The sequence below is a fragment of the Kitasatospora saccharophila genome (assembly GCF_039529925.1).
Taxonomy (GTDB): domain Bacteria; phylum Actinomycetota; class Actinomycetes; order Streptomycetales; family Streptomycetaceae; genus Kitasatospora; species Kitasatospora saccharophila.
In genome coordinates this window covers 132,778-150,889 of sequence record NZ_BAAANS010000009.1, presented here as the reverse complement: position 1 = coordinate 150,889, position 18,112 = coordinate 132,778, and the positions used below count along the sequence as shown (strand labels likewise).

14 protein-coding genes and 1 pseudogene are annotated in these 18,112 nt (G+C 72.9%); 11 read left to right on the top strand and 4 right to left on the bottom strand.

Features of this window, described 5'->3' with window-relative positions; translation table 11 throughout:
* Positions 1-82: 82 nt before the first annotated feature.
* Both ABD345_RS09325 and ABD345_RS09320 read left to right on the top strand, forming a co-directional pair.
* Positions 83-2,374, top strand: a pseudogene (locus ABD345_RS09325) (RelA/SpoT family protein); the annotation flags it as partial.
* Positions 2,375-2,457: 83 nt separating this feature from the next.
* A complete protein-coding gene (locus tag ABD345_RS09320; protein ID WP_344551467.1) occupies positions 2,458-3,252 on the top strand; it encodes a hypothetical protein in 795 nt (264 codons plus the stop codon).
* 88 nt (positions 3,253-3,340) lie between these two features.
* On the opposite strand, the gene ABD345_RS09315 is transcribed toward ABD345_RS09320, so the two are convergent.
* Together ABD345_RS09315 and ABD345_RS09310 are read right to left on the bottom strand one after the other, a co-directional pair.
* Complete coding sequence (locus ABD345_RS09315) at positions 3,341-4,570, bottom strand: DUF349 domain-containing protein (protein WP_344551466.1); 1,230 nt, start codon at positions 4,568-4,570, stop codon at positions 3,341-3,343.
* Positions 4,571-4,777: 207 nt separating this feature from the next.
* Positions 4,778-5,533 (bottom strand): peptidylprolyl isomerase, encoded by a 756-nt coding sequence (locus tag ABD345_RS09310; RefSeq protein WP_344551465.1) that lies wholly within the window; start codon positions 5,531-5,533, stop codon positions 4,778-4,780.
* Between the two features lie 223 nt (positions 5,534-5,756).
* Here ABD345_RS09310 and ABD345_RS09305 point away from each other — a divergent pair, with 223 nt between their 5' ends.
* The 4 genes from ABD345_RS09305 (at position 5,757) to ABD345_RS09290 (ending at position 10,244) form a co-directional block, all read left to right on the top strand.
* Positions 5,757-6,464: an MBL fold metallo-hydrolase gene (locus ABD345_RS09305; protein ID WP_344551464.1), complete on the top strand. Its 708-nt coding sequence runs from the start codon at positions 5,757-5,759 to the stop codon at positions 6,462-6,464.
* Positions 6,465-6,475: 11 nt separating this feature from the next.
* Complete coding sequence (hisS, locus tag ABD345_RS09300; protein ID WP_344551463.1) at positions 6,476-7,738, top strand: histidine--tRNA ligase; 1,263 nt, start codon at positions 6,476-6,478, stop codon at positions 7,736-7,738.
* On the top strand, positions 7,735-9,534 hold the full coding sequence (aspS, locus tag ABD345_RS09295; RefSeq protein ID WP_344551462.1) for an aspartate--tRNA ligase: 1,800 nt from the start codon (positions 7,735-7,737) through the stop codon (positions 9,532-9,534). The genes hisS and aspS overlap by 4 nt, the downstream gene beginning before the upstream one ends.
* 203 nt (positions 9,535-9,737) lie before the next feature.
* Positions 9,738-10,244: a GNAT family N-acetyltransferase gene (locus ABD345_RS09290; RefSeq protein ID WP_344551461.1), complete on the top strand. Its 507-nt coding sequence runs from the start codon at positions 9,738-9,740 to the stop codon at positions 10,242-10,244.
* Here the strand turns inward: ABD345_RS09290 and ABD345_RS09285 are convergent.
* Positions 10,217-11,182 carry a LysR family transcriptional regulator gene (locus ABD345_RS09285; protein ID WP_344551460.1) on the bottom strand — a complete coding sequence of 322 codons (966 nt, stop codon included), beginning with the start codon at positions 11,180-11,182 and terminating at the stop codon, positions 10,217-10,219. The two genes, ABD345_RS09290 and ABD345_RS09285, sit on opposite strands and share 28 nt — an antisense overlap.
* Before the next feature lie 324 nt (positions 11,183-11,506).
* Between ABD345_RS09285 and ppk2 the strand changes: the two genes are divergently transcribed.
* The 4 genes from ppk2 (at position 11,507) to rpsD (ending at position 15,249) form a co-directional block, all read left to right on the top strand.
* Complete coding sequence (gene ppk2, locus ABD345_RS09280; RefSeq protein ID WP_344551500.1) at positions 11,507-12,304, top strand: polyphosphate kinase 2; 798 nt, start codon at positions 11,507-11,509, stop codon at positions 12,302-12,304.
* Positions 12,305-12,313: 9 nt separating this feature from the next.
* Positions 12,314-12,934 (top strand): L-threonylcarbamoyladenylate synthase, encoded by a 621-nt coding sequence (locus ABD345_RS09275; RefSeq protein WP_344551459.1) that lies wholly within the window; start codon positions 12,314-12,316, stop codon positions 12,932-12,934.
* A gap of 44 nt (positions 12,935-12,978) precedes the next feature.
* Positions 12,979-14,328, top strand: a complete 1,350-nt coding sequence (locus tag ABD345_RS09270; RefSeq protein ID WP_344551458.1) for a replication-associated recombination protein A — start codon at positions 12,979-12,981, stop codon at positions 14,326-14,328.
* Positions 14,329-14,634: 306 nt separating this feature from the next.
* Positions 14,635-15,249: a 30S ribosomal protein S4 gene (gene rpsD / locus ABD345_RS09265; RefSeq protein ID WP_344551457.1), complete on the top strand. Its 615-nt coding sequence runs from the start codon at positions 14,635-14,637 to the stop codon at positions 15,247-15,249.
* Here rpsD and ABD345_RS09260 read toward each other — a convergent pair.
* Positions 15,237-17,402, bottom strand: coding sequence for an ATP-binding protein (locus tag ABD345_RS09260; protein ID WP_344551456.1), 2,166 nt, complete (start codon positions 17,400-17,402; stop codon positions 15,237-15,239). The genes rpsD and ABD345_RS09260 overlap by 13 nt on opposite strands.
* Before the next feature lie 225 nt (positions 17,403-17,627).
* Between ABD345_RS09260 and ABD345_RS09255 the strand changes: the two genes are divergently transcribed.
* Positions 17,628-18,107, top strand: a complete 480-nt coding sequence (locus ABD345_RS09255) for a DUF948 domain-containing protein (RefSeq protein ID WP_344551455.1) — start codon at positions 17,628-17,630, stop codon at positions 18,105-18,107.
* Positions 18,108-18,112: the final 5 nt, after the last annotated feature.

The following is an 18,112-nucleotide window of genomic DNA, read 5'->3' as shown; positions in this document are numbered from 1 at the left end:
TTGATCCGACGTAGGAGTGTCCTTGCCCGACGAGGTTGTGCCCACGGCCGCTGCCGCCAGTTCCCGCCCCTCGCAGGGCGGGATGCGGGCCAGGCTCGCCCGGTTGGGCGGTCAGCGCAGTTCGATGGTCAACCCGGTGCTGGAACCGCTGTTCCGGACGATCCGGGCCAACGACCCCAAGGCCGATCCGGGGCTGCTGAAGGACATCGAGCGGGCGTACGCCGTCGCCGAGAAGTGGCACCGCGGCCAGAAGCGCAAGAGCGGCGACCCGTACATCACCCACCCGCTGGCGGTGGCCACCATCCTGGCCGAGCTGGGGATGGACGCGCCCACCCTGATGGCCGGGCTGCTGCACGACACGGTCGAGGACACCGACTACGGCCTGGAGACGCTCCGGGCCGACTTCGGCGACTCGGTGGCGCTGCTGGTCGACGGCGTGACCAAGCTGGACCGGGTCAAGTTCGGCGAGGCCGCGCAGGCGGAGACCGTCCGCAAGATGGTCGTGGCGATGGCCAAGGACCCGCGGGTGCTGGTGATCAAGCTCGCCGACCGGCTGCACAACATGCGCACGATGCGCTACCTGAAGCGGGAGAAGCAGGAGAAGAAGGCCCGCGAGACGCTGGAGATCTACGCCCCGCTGGCGCACCGGCTGGGCATGAACACCATCAAGTGGGAGCTGGAGGACCTGGCCTTCGCCATCCTCTACCCCAAGATGTACGACGAGATCGTCCGGCTGGTGGCCGAGCGCGCCCCCAAGCGGGACGAGTACCTGGCCACCGTGATCGACCAGGTGCAGGGCGACCTGCGCGGCGCCCGGATCACCGCGCAGACCACCGGCCGGCCCAAGCACTACTACTCGGTCTACCAGAAGATGATCGTCCGGGGCCGGGACTTCGCCGAGATCTACGACCTGGTGGGCATCCGGGTCCTGGTCGACACCGTCCGCGACTGCTACGCGGCGCTGGGCACCATCCACGCGCGGTGGAACCCGGTGCCGGGGCGGTTCAAGGACTACATCGCGATGCCCAAGTTCAACATGTACCAGTCGCTGCACACCACGGTGATCGGTCCCGGGGGCAAGCCCGTCGAGCTGCAGATCCGCACCTTCGACATGCACCGGCGGGCCGAGTACGGCATCGCCGCGCACTGGAAGTACAAGCAGCGCGCGGTGGCCGGCGCCTCCAAGGTGCGCACCGACACGCCCACCCACGGGCGGCAGCACGACAAGGCCGACGCGGTCAACGAGATGGCCTGGCTGCGGCAGCTGCTCGACTGGCAGAAGGAGACCGAGGACCCGAGCGAGTTCCTGGAGTCGCTGCGCTTCGACCTGTCCAGCAACGAGGTGTTCGTCTTCACCCCGAAGGGCGACGTGATAGCGCTGCCCGCGCAGGCCACCCCGGTGGACTTCGCGTTCGCGGTGCACACCGAGGTCGGCTACCGGTGCATCGGCGCCCGGGTCAACGGCCGCCTGGTGCCGCTGGAGTCGACCCTGGAGAACGGCGACACCGTCGAGGTGTTCACCTCCAAGGCGGAGAACGCCGGCCCGTCCCGGGACTGGCTGAGCTTCGTCAAGTCGCCCCGGGCCCGCAACAAGATCCGCGCCTGGTTCTCCAAGGAGCGCCGCGAGGAGGCGATCGAGCAGGGCAAGGAGTCGATCGCCCGGGCGATGCGCAAGCAGGGCCTGCCGATCCAGCGGATCCTCACCGGGGACTCGCTGGTCACCCTGGCCCACGAGATGCGCTACCCGGACATCTCCTCGCTGTACGCGGCGATCGGCGAGGGCCACGTCGCCGCGCAGGCCATCGTGCAGAAGCTGGTCCAGGCGATGGGCGGCGAGGAGGGCGCGGTCGAGGACCTCGCCGAGACCGCCACCCCCTCGCACCAGCCGCGCGCGATGCGCCGCCGGGCCAAGGGCGACCCGGGCGTCATCGTCAAGGGCGTGGACGACGTCTGGGTCAAGCTGGCGCGCTGCTGCACGCCGGTGCCCGGCGACCCGATCGTCGGCTTCATCACCCGCGGCAACGGCGTCTCGGTGCACCGGGCGGACTGCGTCAACGTGGAGTCCCTGCAGCAGCAGCCCGAGCGGATGATCGAGGTCGAGTGGGCGGCCACCCAGTCCTCGGTGTTCCTGGTCGCCATCCAGGTGGAGGCGCTGGACCGCTCCCGGCTGCTCTCGGACGTCACCCGGGTGCTCTCCGACCAGCACGTCAACATCCTCTCGGCGGCCGTCCAGACCTCCCGCGACCGGGTCGCGATGAGCCGGTTCACCTTCGAGATGGGCGATCCCAAGCACCTCGGCCACGTGCTCAAGGCGGTCCGCGGCGTCGAGGGCGTGTACGACGTCTACCGGGTCACCTCGGCGCGCAACAAGTAGCCGCCCCGCCCGCCCGGGTCGCCGCCCGCCCCCGCCCCGCCGACACTGGCCGGGTGGGGGCGGTCGGCTTTCCGGGAGGCAGTGTGCGCGCGATACGGGTGGCGACGGCGGTGACGGGCGCGGCGGTGGCCGCCGCCCTGGTGGCCGGCTGCGGCAGCGGCTCCGGCGGGCCGGGCGGCGCCGCGGGCGCCACCGGCAGCGCGGTGACGGCGTCCGCGGCGGCGGCCACCGCGGCCGGGGACAACGGGGTGGCGCAGCTGCCCGCCGACCAGGTGCTGCAGCGGGCGGTGCAGGCCCTCAAGGGCGCCGGCGCGGTCCGGGCGACCGGCTCGGTGGCCGGCGAGGGGGCGCGGATCGACATGGACCTGCGGATGGACACCTCGGGCGACTGCACCGGCACGCTCAGCCAGAGCGGCACCGGCAGCTTCCGGGTGGTCAAGGCCGGGACGGACCTGTGGGTCAAGCCGGACCGGGAGTTCTGGCAGAGCCACGGCGGGGAGGCGATGGCCCAGCTGGTCGGCGACCGCTACCTGAAGACCACCAGCGACGACCCGGACTTCGGCGAGATCGGCAGCCTGTGCGACCTGGGCGCGCTGGCCGACAGCCTCGGCAGCGCCGGGGGCGACCTGGCCAAGGGCGCCCCGACCACGGTGGCCGGCCGCCCGGCGCTCACCCTGACCGCCGACTCCGGCACCGGCACCGGCACCATGTACGTGGCCACCACCGGCTCGCCCGTCCCGTTGAAGCTGGAGAAGGCCACCGGGGCGGTCGAGTTCGCCGACTTCGGCACCCCGGTGCCCAGCGCCACCCCCGGGCCCGACCAGAGCCTCGACCTGGACCAGCTGCAGTCGCCCGCCCCCACCGCCAGCGTGGTCTGAGCACACGAAGGGCCGAGCGTGCGGAGGGGCTGAGCGCGCGGAGGGCCCCCGTCCGCCCCGGACGGGGGCCCTCCGCGCGCTCACCCGGTCAGGAGGTGAACTCCTGCAGCGACTTCTGCGCCTGGTCCAGCAGCGCCTGGCGGCCCTCCAGCTCGGCCTCCAGCTTGGCGGCCCTGGACGCGTTGCCCGCCGCCCGGGCCTTGTCCAGGTCGGCGCGGAGCTTGTCCACGGCGGCCTGCAGCAGGGCGGTCATGCCGGTGGCCCGGGCCCGCGCCTCCGGGTTGGAGCGCTGCCACTCGGCCTCCTCGGCCTCGCGGACGGCGCGCTCCACCGCGCTCAGCCGGCCGTCCAGCTTCGGACGGGCGTCGCGCGGGACGTGGCCGATGGCCTCCCAGCGCTCGGAGACGCCGCGCAGCGCGGCCTTGGCGGCCTTCAGGTCGGTGATCGGCAGGATCGCCTCGGCCTCGACCAGCAGCGCCTCCTTGGCCTTCTGGTTCTCGCCCTGCTCGGCGTCGCGCTCGGAGAACGCGCCGGACCGGGCCTGGAAGAAGACGTCCTGGGCGCCGCGGAAGCGGGCCCACAGCTCCTCCTCGGCGTCCCGCTGGGCGCGGCCGGCGGCCTTCCACTGGGTCATCAGGTCGCGGTAGGCGGCGGCGGTCGGACCCCACTCGGTGGAGCCGGACAGCGCCTCGGCCTGGGCGACCAGCTTCTCCTTCACCGAACGGGCCGACTCGCGCTCCGAGTCGAGCGCCGCGAAGTGCGCCTTGCGGTGCTTGGAGAACACCGAGCGGGCGTGCGAGAAGCGGTGCCACAGCTCGTCGTCGCTCTTGCGGTCCAGCCGCGGCAGCGCCTTCCAGTTGTCGACCAGGGCGCGCAGCCGGTCGCCGGCCTCCCGCCACTGGTTGGACTCGGCGAGCTGCTCGGCCTCGGCGACCAGCGCCTCCTTGGCGGCGCGGGTCTCCTCCTGGGCCTTGGCCCGGGCGGCCTTGCGCTCGGTCTGCCGGGTCTCGATCTCGCCGGCCAGGGTCTCCAGACGGGCGGCCAGCGCGGCCAGGTCGCCGACCGCGTGCGCCTCGGTGACCTGCGCGCGCAGGTGGTCGAGCGCGGCCTGCGCCTCCTTGGCGGCCAGGTCGGTCTTGCGCACCCGGTGCTCCAGGAGGGCGGTCTCCGCCTCCAGGCCCTGGAACTTGCGCTCGAAGTAGGCGAGGGCCTCCTCCGGGGAGCCGGCCTGCCAGGAGCCGACCTGGCGTTCGCCGTCGGCCGTCCTCACGTAGACGTTCCCCTGCTCGTCGACACGGCCCCACGGGTCGCTGCTCACAGCGCCTCCTCCACATGACGCCACGCCCACGGGCGGGAGCGTCGTCCACAGTTGATGTGCGGCGGACCGATGGAGTCCGCCGTCCCGAGCCGTCGTTGAGTGGTGCCGAGGGTGACGGCCGACGGTCAGGGCACCCTATACAACAGCAACATAGGCGACCAGCGCCGGTGCTGTCCGCATCCGGCGCCGGTCGATTTTCGCGGCGGGTCAGCCCTTGGTGGCGGTGATGCTGCTGATGTTGACCGGGAGCTTGGGCGCACCGTCGCCGCCGGTGCCCTCGGCCCCGGCCTCGGCGATCTTCTTCAGCACGTCCATGCCGCCGGTGATGGTGCCGAACGGGGTGTAGCTGGGGGGCAGTTGGGTGTCCTGGTAGACCAGGAAGAACTGGCTGCCGTTGGTGTTGGCGCCGGAGTTGGCCATCGCCACGGTGCCCGCCGGGTAGGTGGCGCCCTCCAGGTTCTCGTCGGCGAACTGGTAGCCCGGGCCGCCCCGGCCGGTGCCGGTCGGGTCGCCGCACTGCAGGACGTAGATGCCCTCCGTGGTCAGGCGGTGGCACTTCGTGCCGTCCCAGAACTGCTGACCGGCCAGGAACACGAAGGAGTTGACGGTGTGCGGCGCCTTCGCGGCGTCCAGCGAGAGGGTGACGTCGCCCTGCGAGGTCGCGATCTTCGCGGTGTACTTCGCCGCGGTGTCGATCGACATCGCGGGCTCGGCGGCCCACTGCTTGCCGGTGGCGGACGAGGAGGGGACCGGGGCGGCCGCGGCGGTCTTGTCGTCCTTCTTGTCCGAGTCGAACACGCCGCCGGCCACGGTCGCGACGCCGGCGATCACCAGGACGGCCAGGACCGAGGCGACGACCGCGTTGCGCTTCTTGCGCTTGACGGCCGCCTCGGCGCGCGCCTGCACCTGGCGCTCGTACTTGTCACGGGCGAGCTGCCGCCGCCGCTGTTCGCTGCTGACCACCGGACGTCTCTCCTGGGCTGTGGGGTGTGGGGGAGTTGCTGTTGTCGCGTGCGGATCATCGCACCCGTCGGCGGCCAAGTGTAAGGACCCCGCGCGTCAGTACGGGATCAGCACGACATGAGAAAGGGCTGAACGCGCCAGGTAACCGGTTCGCCCGCGGCCCGGTGCCGCCGGTAGGCTGCGGGGGAAAAGCAGACCGCCGCCATGAAACGTAAGGACTCGCGTGTTCGTCGCCGGATTCCCCGCCGGGGCCTGGGGCACCAACTGCTACCTGGTCGCACCCGCCGCCGGCGAGGAGTGCGTGATCGTCGATCCGGGCCACGAAGCGGCGGCCGGCGTCGAGGAGTTGATCCGCGAGCACCGGCTCAAGCCGGTCGCGGTGCTGCTCACCCACGGGCACATCGACCACGTCGCCTCGGTCGTCCCGGTCTGCGGCGCGCGCGGCGTGCCGGCCTGGATCCACCCCGAGGACCGCTACATGCTGGCCGACCCGGAGAAGGGCCTCGGCCGCTCGCTCGGGCAGCAGCTGATGGGATCGATCACCGTCGGCGAGCCGGACGACGTCCGCGAGTTGACCGACGGCGGCGTGCTGGAGCTCGCCGGGCTGCACCTCACCGTCGACCACGCCCCCGGCCATACCGGGGGGTCGGTGACGTTCAGGACGCCCGCGTCGGCAGAGGTTCCGCCGGTGCTGTTCTCGGGCGACCTGCTGTTCGCCGGCTCCATCGGGCGTACCGACCTCCCGGGCGGAGACAGCGCGGCGATCATGCGCTCGCTGGCCCGGGTGTGCCTGCCCCTCGACGACGCGACCGTGGTGCTCTCCGGCCACGGCTCCCAGACCACCATCGGCCGAGAGCGCGCCACCAACCCCTACCTCCAGCAGGCGGGCGGTGCGCAGGGCGCACCGGCCTTCCCGCGACGAGGAATGTGACGGAAGAGAAGTTGAGCACCTTCACCGCCCCCAAGGGCACCTACGACCTGCTCCCGCCCGAGTCGGCGACCTTCCTGGCGATCCGCGAGCGCCTGTCCGCGCCCGCCCGGCGCGCCGGCTACGGGTACATCGAGACCCCGGTCTTCGAGGACGTCAAGCTGTTCTCCCGCGGTGTCGGCGAGTCCACCGACATCGTCACCAAGGAGATGTACAACCTCACCACCAAGGGCGGCGACGAGCTCGCGCTGCGCCCCGAGGGCACCGCCTCGGTCCTGCGCGCCGCGCTCCAGGCCAACCTGCACAAGCAGGGCAACCTGCCGGTCAAGCTCTGGTACTCCGGTTCGTACTACCGCTACGAGCGCGCCCAGAAGGGCCGCTACCGCCAGTTCGCGCAGGTCGGCGCGGAGGCGATCGGCGCGGAGGACCCGGCGCTGGACGCCGAGTTGATCATCCTGGCCGACGACGCCTTCCGCTCGCTCGGGGTGCGCGACTACCGGCTGCTGCTCAACTCGCTCGGCGACCAGCAGTGCCGGCCGGTCTACCGGGCCGCGCTGGTCGAGTTCCTGGCCGGCCTCGACCTGGACGAGGAGACCCGCCGCCGCGCGGGGATCAACCCGCTGCGCGTGCTGGACGACAAGCGCGAGTCGGTGCAGGCCCAGCTCGGGGACGCGCCCAAGCTGCGCGACTACCTGTGCGAGGACTGCAAGGCGTACGACGAGAAGGTGCGCGAGCTGCTCACCGCCAACGGCGTGGCCTTCGTCGACGACCCCAAGCTGGTCCGCGGCCTGGACTACTACACCCGGACCACCTTCGAGTTCGTGCACGACGGCCTGGGCGCGCAGTCCGCGATCGGCGGCGGCGGCCGCTACGACGGCCTGTCCGAGATGATCGGCGGCCCGGCGCTGCCCTCGGTCGGCTGGGCGCTCGGCGTGGACCGCACCTACCTCGCGCTGGAGGCCGAGGGCGTCTCCCTCGACCTGCCCGCCGCGACCTCCGTGTACGCCGTCGCGCTCGGCGAGGAGGCCAAGAACGTGCTGTTCGCCAAGGTGGTGGAGCTGCGCCGGGCCGGCGTGGCCACCGACCTGGCGTTCGGCGTCAAGAGCATCAAGAACGCCATGAAGTCCGCCGACCGCTCCGGCGCCCGCTACGCGCTGATCGCCGGCGACCGGGACCTCGCCGAGGGCGTCGTCCAGCTCAAGGACATGACCACCGGCGAGCAGACCCCCGTCGCCCTTGAGGCGCTCGTCACCACCCTGAAGGAGAAGCAGCTGTGATCCGCACGCACGACGCGGGCACGCTCCGCGCGGAGCACGCCGGCACCACCGTCACCCTGGCCGGCTGGGTGGCCCGCCGCCGCGACCACGGCGGCGTGGCCTTCATCGACCTGCGGGACGCCTCGGGCACCGTCCAGGTCGTGGTCCGCGACCTGGAGTCGGTGCACGGGCTGCGCTCCGAGTACTGCGTCAAGGTGATCGGCGAGGTCCGGGTCCGCCCCGAGGGCAACGAGAACCCGGAGATCCCGACCGGCGCGGTCGAGGTCGTGGTCGAGTCCATCGAGGTGCTGTCCGAGGCCGCGCCGCTGCCGTTCCAGGTCGCCGAGTACGAGCCCGGTTCGGTCAACGAGGAGGTGCGGCTGCGCTACCGCTACCTCGACCTGCGCCGCGAGGGCCCGGCCCGCGCGCTGCGGCTGCGCTCGAAGGTCAACCACATCATCCGCACGGTGATGGAGGAGAACGACTACCTCGACATCGAGACCCCGTACCTGACCCGCTCCACCCCCGAGGGCGCCCGCGACTTCCTGGTCCCGGTCCGCCTCCAGCCGGGCCACTGGTACGCCCTGCCGCAGTCCCCGCAGCTGTTCAAGCAGCTGCTGATGGTGGCCGGCATGGAGCGCTACTACCAGATCGCCCGCTGCTTCCGCGACGAGGACTTCCGCGCCGACCGGCAGCCGGAGTTCACCCAGCTGGACATCGAGGCGTCCTTCGTCGACCAGGAGGACGTGCTGGCGCTCGGCGAGAAGATCGTCGGCCGGATCTGGAAGGAGGTGCACGGGTACGAGCTCCCCAACCCGCTGCCCCGCCTCTCCTACGCCGACGCGATGTCCCGCTACGGCTCCGACAAGCCGGACGTCCGGTTCGGCCAGGAACTCACCGACCTCACCGAGTACTTCAAGGGCACCGAGTTCCGGGTCTTCCAGGCCCCGTACGTCGGCGCGGTCGTGATGCCCGGCGGCGCCTCGCAGCCCCGCAAGCAGCTCGACGCCTGGCAGGACTGGGCCAAGGCCCGCGGCGCCCGCGGCCTCGCCTACGTCCTGGTGGACGCCGAGACCGGCGAGCTGCGCGGCCCGGTCGCCAAGAACCTGTCCGAGGAGCACCTGGCCGGCCTGGCCGCCGCGGCCGGCGCCAAGCCGGGCGACGCGGTGTTCTTCGCCGCCGGCAAGAAGACCGCCTCGCAGGAGCTGCTCGGTGCCGCCCGCCTGGAGATCGGCCGCCGCTGCCAGCTGATCGACGAGTCCCAGTGGGCCTTCCTCTGGGTCGTGGACTTCCCGATGTTCGAGCCGATCGAGGACGACAAGGGCGAGTTCCAGGGCTGGCACGCGGTGCACCACCCGTTCACCGCGCCGACCGCCGAGTCGCTGGCCACCTTCGACACCGACCCGGGCAGCGCGCTCTCCAACGCGTACGACCTGGTGCTCAACGGCTCGGAGCTGGGCGGCGGTTCGATCCGAATCCACCAGCGCGACGTGCAGAAGCGGGCGTTCGACGCGATCGGCCTGTCCGAGGAGGAGGCCGCCTCCCAGTTCGGCTTCCTGCTGGACGCCTTCAACTACGGCCCGCCGCCGCACGGCGGCATCGCGCTCGGCCTGGACCGCGTGGTCACCCTGCTGGGCGGCTACGACACCATCCGGGACGTCATCGCCTTCCCGAAGACCTCCACCGGCGGCGACCCGCTGACCGGCGCCCCCACCGCCATCACCCCGGCCCAGCGCCGCGAGGCGGGCGTGGACGCCCAGCCCAAGGCCAAGGAGAACAAGGACGCCGCCAAGGCCGAGGCCGAGCCCACCGCCTGACGCGCCGTCACGATCCCCGTCGGACCGCCGCCCGACCGTCCCCGGACGGACGCCGGATTCTGACGGGGCATCACAAAGATCACGATTTGTTCCGGCCCCGGCCGGTGCGCGCCCACCAGGAGTAGGCTGCCACCGCCCGGGGCCGGAATGCTGCACCCCCCGGACGCTGCACAACGGGGTGCAGAGCGCACGAAAGGTCGAGGATGACCGTACGGACCAGAGTTGAACTCCCCACCGACACCGCCGAGACCCGGCGGGTGCACATGGCGGCCTTCCCAGGCCCCGAAGAGGCGGACCTGGTGGACGCGCTGCGCCGCGACGCCGCCTGGCTGCCCGCACTGTCCCTGGTCGCGGTGGACGAACGCGAAGTGGTCATCGGCCACGCGCTGCTCACCCGGCTGAAGATCGGCAACGGCAAGGGGCTCGCGCTCGCGCCCGTCGCGGTCGCGCCCGAGTGGCAGCGCAAGGGCGTCGGCACCGCCGTGGTGCGGGCCGCGCTGGCGGCCGCCGCCGAGGCCGGCGAGCGCGTCGTGGTGGTGCTCGGCGACCCGGGCTACTACGGCCGGTTCGGCTTCGCCCCCGCCTCCGGGCACCGGATCACCGGCCCGTTCGACGTCCCCGACGGGTACTTCCAGGCCCTGCCGCTGCCCGGCGCCGACGGCGTCCCGCACGGCGTGTGCCGCTACCCCGCGCCGTTCGCGGAGGTCTGAGCGCCGGGGTCCGTGGTCGACCGGCCGCCACCGGTCGCCCGGAACTGCACCTCCAGGTGCAGCCGGCAGGACTCCGCGAACGCCTCCATGGCCGGGGTCGCCGCCGCGCCCGGCAGCCGGAACAGCCCCACCAGGCTCGGGCTCAGCCCGCGCACCGGCAGGCAGCGCACGTCCGGACGGCCCGCCCAGCGGCCCACCGCGCGCGGCGCGAAGCCCACCCCCTGCCCGCAGGCCACCGCGGCCATCCACTCGTCCGAGTTGTGCGCCACCGCCCCGATCCGCACCGGCCGCTCGCCGCGGTCCGGCGCGCCCAGCCAGTAGTCCCGCCACACCCCGGCCTGCTCCGGGACCGCCACGAACGGCTCGTCCCACAGCTCCGCCGCGTCCACCTCGTGCCGGGCCGCCAGCCGGTGGTCGGCCGCCAGCACCACCCAGCGCTCCTCGGTGCCCAGCGGCACGTGCGCGTACCGCTCGGCCATCGACGCCGGGGCGTGCCACAGCGCCAGGTCCAGCTCGCCCGAGGCCAGGCCGGACGATTCGTCGAACCAGTTGTTCTGCCGCATCCGCACCCGCCAGCCCGGCATCCGGCGGGCGAAGTCCTCCGCCGCGGCCCGGCCCAGCAGGTTGATCGTCGAGCCCTCGAAGCCCACCCGCAGCTCCCCGCCCGCCTCCGCCGCCGCCCGCCGGGTCGCCCGCAGCGCCTCCTCCCAGCCCGCCAGCAGCCCCCCGGCGCGCGCCAGCAGCTCCGCGCCCGCCGCGGTCGGCACCGTCCCGGCCCGCGAGCGCCGGAACAGCTCCACCCCCAACTGCCGCTCCAGCGAACGTAGTTGCTTGGTCAGCGTCGGCTGGCTCACCCCCAGCCGGGCGGCGGCCGCGGTCAGCTGGCCCTCCTCGCCCACCACCGTCAAGTAGCGCAACATCCGGGTGTCCACGTCCATGCCCCCAGGTTATGGACCAAGGCATTGGACCCGGCCACCCGGGGTGTCGCACAGTTGTCCGGCCTTCCCCGGCGCGAGGGGCACCGGCGGCACGGGGGACCGCCGGTGCCCGTCCGGGGGAGGCCGCTCGACCTGCGCCGGCGCCCGCGGCGGCCTAGCCTGGGGGATCGTCAACGGCACGGTGAGCGGAGGCACGCAGTGGCGGCAGCAGCGGGTGGCGGGGCGGGCAAGAACGGCAGAGCGGGCAAGGACGGCCGGGTGGCGAAGGACGGCAGGGCGGGCAGGGACGGCCGGGCGGGCAAGAAGGCCCGCGGGGCCAAGCGGATGCCCAAGAAGCTCTACGAGGACGAACTGCTCCGCCTCCAGCGCGAACTGGTCAAGCTGCAGGAGTGGGTCCGCACCGAGGGCGTCCGGATGGTGGTCGTCTTCGAGGGCCGCGACGCGGCGGGCAAGGGCGGCGCGATCAAGCGGGTCACCGAGTACCTCAACCCCCGGATCGCCCGGATCGCCGCCCTCCCCGCCCCCACCGAGCGCCAGCGCGGCCAGTGGTACTTCCAGCGCTACGTCGAGCAGCTCCCGGCGGCCGGCGAGATGGTCCTGTTCGACCGCTCCTGGTACAACCGGGCCGGCGTCGAGAAGGTGATGGGCTTCTGCACCGACGAGGAGTACTGGCAGTTCCTGCACCAGTGCCCCACCTTCGAACGGATGCTGGTCGAGGCCGGCATCCTGCTGCGCAAGTACTGGTTCTCGGTCAGCGACGTCGAACAGGAGCGCCGCTTCCGCGACCGGCTCGACGACCCGATGCGGCAGTGGAAGCTCTCCCCGATGGACGTCGAGTCCCTCACCCGCTGGGAGGACTACTCGCGGGCCAAGGACGAGATGTTCGTCTACACCGACATTCCGGAATCCCCCTGGAACGTCGTCGAGAGCGACGACAAGCGCCGCGCCCGGATCAACATGATCGCCCACCTGCTCTCCAGCGTCCCCTACCACGAGGTGGTCAAGCCCGCCGTCACCCTGCCGCCCCGCCCCGAGCCGCGCGGCTACCGGCGGCCGCCGCGCGACCTCCAGAAGTACGTCTTCGACCACGCCGCGGCGGTGCTGGCGCAGGCCGGGCAGTAGGGTCGAGCAATGGCGAAGTACTTCGACGTGCACCCCGAGACGCCCCAGCCGCGCACCATCTCCACCGTGGTGGCGAGCATCCGGGACGGCGCCCTCATCGCGTACCCCACCGACTCCTGTTTCGCGCTCGGCTGCCGGTTGGACAACCGGGACGGGCTCGACCGGATCCGCACCATCCGGCGGCTCGACGACCGCCACCACTTCACCCTGATGTGCCAGGACTTCGCCCAGCTGGGCAAGTTCGCCCAGCTCGACAACAACGTCTTCCGCGCGGTCAAGGCCGCCACCCCCGGCAGCTACACCTTCATCCTCCCCGCCACCAAGGAGGTGCCGCGCCGGCTGCTCCACCCCAAGAAGAAGACCGTCGGCATCCGCATCCCCGACCACGCGGTCACCCAGGCCCTGCTGGCCGAACTCGGCGAACCCCTGGTCTCCAGCACCCTGCTGCTGCCCGACGAGGAGGAGCCGATGACCCAGGGCTGGGAGATCAAGGAACGCCTCGACCACGTCCTGGACGCGGTGGTCGACTCCGGCGACTGCGGGACGGTGCCGACCACCGTGGTCGACTTCTCGGACGGCGTGGCGGAGATCGTCCGCTACGGCGCGGGGGACCCGGAGCGCTTCGAGTAGGAGCGGGGACCGGGGCTGTCGGCGGCGTCGCATAGGCTCGGAGCGTGGACGAGCCCGACCTTTTCACGCACGCCGCCGAGGAACGCCAGAGCACCGAGCCGGGGCGCGCCCCGCTCGCGGTGCGGATGCGACCGCGGACGCTGGACGAGGTGGCCGGCCAGCAGCAGCTGCTCAAGGACGGCTCGCCGCTGCGCCGGCTGGTCGCCGGGGCGAAGGGGCCGGCGGCCACCAGTTCGGTGATCCTGTGGGGGCCGCCCGGCACGGGCAAGACCACGCTGGCGCACGTGATCAGCCGGGCGGTGGAGGGCCGGTTCGTCGAGCTCTCGGCGATCACGCACGGCGTCAAGGAAGTCCGGGCGGTGATCGACGGGGCCCGCCGGGCGGTCGGGATGAGCGGCCGGGAGACCGTGCTGTTCCTGGACGAGATCCACCGCTTCTCCAAGGCCCAGCAGGACTCGTTGCTGCCCGCGGTGGAGAACCGCTGGGTCACCCTGATCGCCGCGACCACCGAGAACCCGTACTTCTCGATCATCTCCCCGCTGCTCTCGCGCAGCCTGCTGCTCACCCTGGAGTCCCTCACCGACGAGGACGTCCGGGTCCTGCTGCGCCGCGCCACCGCCGACGAGCGGGGCCTGGGCGGCAGCGTGGAGCTGAGCGCGGAGGCCGAGGACCACCTGGTGCGGCTGGCCGGGGGCGACGCCCGGCGGGCGCTGACCACCCTGGAGGCGGCGGCCGGGGCGGCGCTGGAGCAGGGCGAGCGGGTGCTGACCCTGGCGGCCACCGAGACGGCGGTCAACCAGGCCGCGGTGCGCTACGACCGGGACGGCGACCAGCACTACGACGTGGCGAGCGCGCTGATCAAGTCGATCCGCGGCAGCGACGTGGACGCCACCCTGCACTACCTGGCCCGGATGATCGAGGCCGGGGAGGACCCGCGGTTCATCGCCCGCCGGCTGATGATCTCGGCCAGCGAGGACGTCGGCCTGGCCGACCCGACCGCGCTGCCCACCGCGGTGGCCGCCGCCCAGGCGGTCGCGCTGATCGGCTTCCCGGAGGCCCGGATCATCCTCTCCCAGGCGGCGATCGCGCTGGCCCTGGCGCCCAAGTCGAACGCCGCCTACCTGGCCATCGACGCCGCCCTGGCGGACGTCCGGCAGGGCCTGGCCGGCGCGGTGCCGGCGCACCTGCGGGACGCGCACTACGGCGGGGCGAAGAAGCTCGGGCACGGCAAGGGCTACCAGTACCCGCACGACCTGCCGGAGGGCATCGCCGCGCAGCAGTACGCGCCGGACGCGGTGCACGGCAAGGAGTACTACCAGCCGACCAGGCGGGGCGGCGAGGCCCGGTACGCGGACATCGCGGAGTGGACCAGGGCCCGGCTCAAGGGGGAGTGAGCAGCCTGTAGACTGCTCTACAGCATGTCCCGGGCCAGGGGTTCCGCGAGGAGCGACCGGCCGCACCAGCGGGGCATCGAACAGGGCCCTCCCGCAGGGGAGGTCCCAGGAGCGGCGCGCACCGGTCTTCGGTGTCGCGAGCAGCCCACCACCCTCAACGGTCGGTGGGCCTCTCGTGTGCAAGCACATAGTGCCCGGTCGCGGAGAGCGGCTGATCGTCCGGCAACGGGCGGTTTTTCTCCGGACCGCGAGGAGCGTCCTCCGTCAACACCTGGTGACAGCCGTATCTGAACAGGAAAAGGAAACATGGCGAACCAGAAGCGCCCCAAGGTCAAGATCGCCCGTGCTCTCGGCGTTCCGCTGACCCCGAAGTCCGTCAAGTACTTCGAGGCCCGCCCGTACCCGCCCGGCCAGCACGGCCGCGGCCGCAAGCAGAACTCTGACTACAAGGTCCGTCTGACCGAGAAGCAGCGTCTGCGCGCGCAGTACGACCTCAGCGAGAAGCAGATGGCGCGTGCCTTCGAGGCCGCCAAGAAGGTCGAGGGCAAGACGGGCGAGGCGCTCGTCGGCCTGCTCGAGGTCCGCCTCGACGCCCTGGTCCTGCGTTCGGGCATCGCCCGCACCATCTACCAGGCCCGCCAGATGGTCGTGCACGGTCACATCGAGGTCAACGGCTCGAAGGTCAACAAGCCGTCGTTCCAGCTGAAGCCGGGCTACGTCGTCACGGTGAAGGAAAAGTCCAAGGAGAAGGTCCCCTTCCAGGTGGCTCGCGAGGGCGGCAACGCCGGCGAGGGCCAGACCCCGAAGTACCTCGAGGTCAACCTGAAGGCCCTGGCCTTCCGCCTGGACCGCGCGCCGCAGCGCCGCGAGGTTCCGGTCGTCTGCGACGAGCAGCTCGTCGTCGAGTACTACTCGCGCTGACCCGCGAGCGGAACGCCCCCACGGTCCTCGGACCGCGGGGGCGTTTCCCGTCCCGACCCCGGGCCGCCGTCGCCCAGGGCGCGGCCCACCGCGGTGTCCAGGTCGAGCCGGGAGCCGAGCCGGAAGGCCGCCTCGTACTCCTGCTCGGTCAGGCCGTCGCGGGCGCGCCGCTCGCCCTCCAGGTGCGGGCCGTTGAACGAGCGGGAGCCGAAGAACGGGGTGCCGACCGCCCGCCAGAGCCGGTGCGCGGCGCCCTGCAGCACCCGGGCCTCGCTCAGGTCGGCGTCCGGGCCCTCGGTGGCCAGCAGTGCCAGCAGGTCCATCGCCAGCACGATGCCCAGCAGGTCGCGGAACAGGTGGTTGAGCCGCATCGACTCGCGGGCCAGCGACCGGGCCAGCCGCAGGTCGCCGCCCTGCCGCCGGGCGAAGGCCATCGCGTACAGGCAGTACCCGTACGCCCACTGCTCGCCGTGCTCCTCGCAGGTCTCCCGGACCCGCTCCATCCAGGCCAGGCCGTTCTCCTCGTCGCCCTGGAAGAGGTGGGCGAGGGCGAGTTCGAACATCGCCATCAGGACGTTGGAGTTGAGCTCGCCGAGCGCGTCGTAGTGCCACAGCGCCTCCTCGAACAGCTCGGCGGCGCGGGCCGGTTCGTCGCCGATCAGGGCGGCGCAGCCCTGCCGGTGGACGGCGTAGGCCAGGGCCCGGTCGTCGCCGGTCTCCAGGGCCTGCCGGCGGCACTCCTCCAGGACCGGGCGCGCCCGGTGCAGGTCGCCCTGCAGGGTGGCCAGGTAGCCGGTGACCCAGAGCGCCTTGGCCCGGGCGTCGGTGGGTTCGGGGGCCAGCGCGAGGGCGCGGTCGAGCCAGTGCCGGCCCTCGCCGAGGTGGCCGGTGCCGACCCAGAAGTACCAGAGGGTGCCGGCCAGCACGAGGGCCGGCTGCTCCTCGCCGGGCTCGGCGAGCGAGAACTCCAGCGCGGCGCGCAGGTTGGCGTGGGCGAGCCGGGTGCGCTCGGCGGTCTCGGCCTGCCGGGGGCCGAACCACTCGACCTCGCCCCAGGAGGCGACGCCGAGGTACCAGTCGCGGTGGCGGCGCAGCAGCCGCGGCCGGTCGCCGCCCGCCCGCAGCCAGTGCGCGCCGTACTCGCGCAGGGTGTCGAGCATCCGGAAGCGGGCGGTGCCGTCGCCGTCGAGGCGCTCCAGGACGGACTTGTCGACCAGCGACTCGACCAGTTCCAGCACCTCGTCGGCGTCCAGGCCGTGCCCGGCGCAGACGTACTCGGCGGAGTCCAGGTCGAAGCCGCCGGCGAAGACCGAGAGGCGGGCCCAGAGTAAACGTTCCTTCATGGTGCAGAGTTCGTGGCTCCAGCCGATCGCGGTGCGCAGCGTGTGGTGCCGGGCCGGGGCCGTCCGGTCGCCGCCGGTGAGCAGCCGGAAGCGGTCCTCCAGGCGGGCGGTCAGCTGCTCCACGGACAGCGCGCGCAGCCGGCCCGCGGCCAGCTCCAGGGCCAGCGGGATGCCGTCCAGCCGGCGGCACAGCAGCGCCACCCCGTCCCGGTTGCCGGGCTCCAGCCGGAAGCCCGGCAGCACCGCGGCGGCCCGGTCGGCGAACAGCAGCACCGCCTCCGCCTCGGCCCGGCCGCCGGACGGCCGGTAGGGCAGCGGGGCGAGCGGCAGCAGGTGCTCGCCCGCGGTGCGCAGCGACTGCCGGGAGGTGGCGAGCACCCGCAGGCCGGGGGCGGCGCGCAGCAGCGCGTCCACCAGCTCGGCGCAGGCGTCGACCAGGTGCTCGCAGCCGTCCAGCACCAACAGGGCCTCGCGGTCGGCGAGTTGCTCGACCAGGACGTCCAGCGGCGGCCGGGCGGTGTGGTCGGTCAGCCGGAGCGCCTCCAGCACGGCGTGGCCCAGCAGCAGCGGGTCCTGCACCGGGGCGACCTCGGCCAGGTGCGCGCCGTCCGGGAACCCGTCGGCCAGCCGGGCGGCGGCGCGCAGGGCCAGCCGGGACTTGCCGACCCCGCCCGGCCCGGTCACCGTGACCAGCCGGGCCCGGCCGACCAGGGCCGCCAGCGCGTCGAGTTCGGCGGCCCGGCCGACGAAGCTGGTGGTCTCGGCGGGGAGCCGGCCCCGGTTCCGCGGCGCTGCCGACCTGCTCTCCATGGACGCCCCCGTCGCTGGGAAACCCCGAACCCGCCGACCCGCGCTCCGCGAGCCAAACCCCCAACGAGGTGACCTGACGGTAGGTTACGCGCGGTGTTCGCACATCCGGCCGGGCCGGGGCGGGCCCACCGGTGGATATACCGGTCGGGGAACGAGCCGTCGGCGCGATAGGGTTTAGCGGAAGTTGTCCAACTTACGCAAGCACAGGCGAGGGAGCGCGCGAAGGTGTCCGTGGGAGAGCTGGCCGGGCTGCTGGTCGCCGTCTTCTGGGCGGTCCTGGTCACCTTGCTCGCCGTGGTGCTGGTGCGGCTGTCCAAGGTGCTGCGGGAGGCGACCGTGCTGGTCGCCGCCGTCACCGAGCAGGCCGTGCCGCTGCTGCGGGACGCGAACGCCGCGGTCCGCAGCGCGCACGAGCAGCTGGAGCGGGTCGACGAGATCACCGCCAACGTGCAGGACGCGGCGGCCGACGCCAAGGCGCTGTCGTCCACCGTGGCCGCGACGCTGGGCGGCCCGCTGGTGAAGGTGGCCGCGTTCAGCCACGGCGTCCGCAAGGCGGTCGCCCGGCAGCGGGCCGGGGCGGCCACGCTGCCCCAGCAGGCCGGTGAGCGCGAGGAGTTGGCCCGGATGATCCGGGCCGAGGTGCGGGCCCAGGCGGCGCCGCGCCGCGGGCTGCTGGCCAAGGTCCGCCGGGCCGTGAGGGGCTGAACGCA

Bases quoted from the DNA above. Each gene is read 5' to 3' on its own strand.
- ABD345_RS09290 (WP_344551461.1), top strand. From the start codon at position 9,738: ATGACCGTACGGACCAGAGTTGAACTCCCCACCGACACCGCCGAGACC.
- ABD345_RS09285 (WP_344551460.1), bottom strand. From the start codon at position 11,182: ATGGACGTGGACACCCGGATGTTGCGCTACTTGACGGTGGTGGGCGAG.
- ppk2 (WP_344551500.1), top strand. From the start codon at position 11,507: ATGCCCAAGAAGCTCTACGAGGACGAACTGCTCCGCCTCCAGCGCGAA.
- ABD345_RS09275 (WP_344551459.1), top strand. From the start codon at position 12,314: ATGGCGAAGTACTTCGACGTGCACCCCGAGACGCCCCAGCCGCGCACC.
- rpsD (WP_344551457.1), top strand. From the start codon at position 14,635: ATGGCGAACCAGAAGCGCCCCAAGGTCAAGATCGCCCGTGCTCTCGGC.
- ABD345_RS09260 (WP_344551456.1), bottom strand. From the start codon at position 17,402: ATGGAGAGCAGGTCGGCAGCGCCGCGGAACCGGGGCCGGCTCCCCGCC.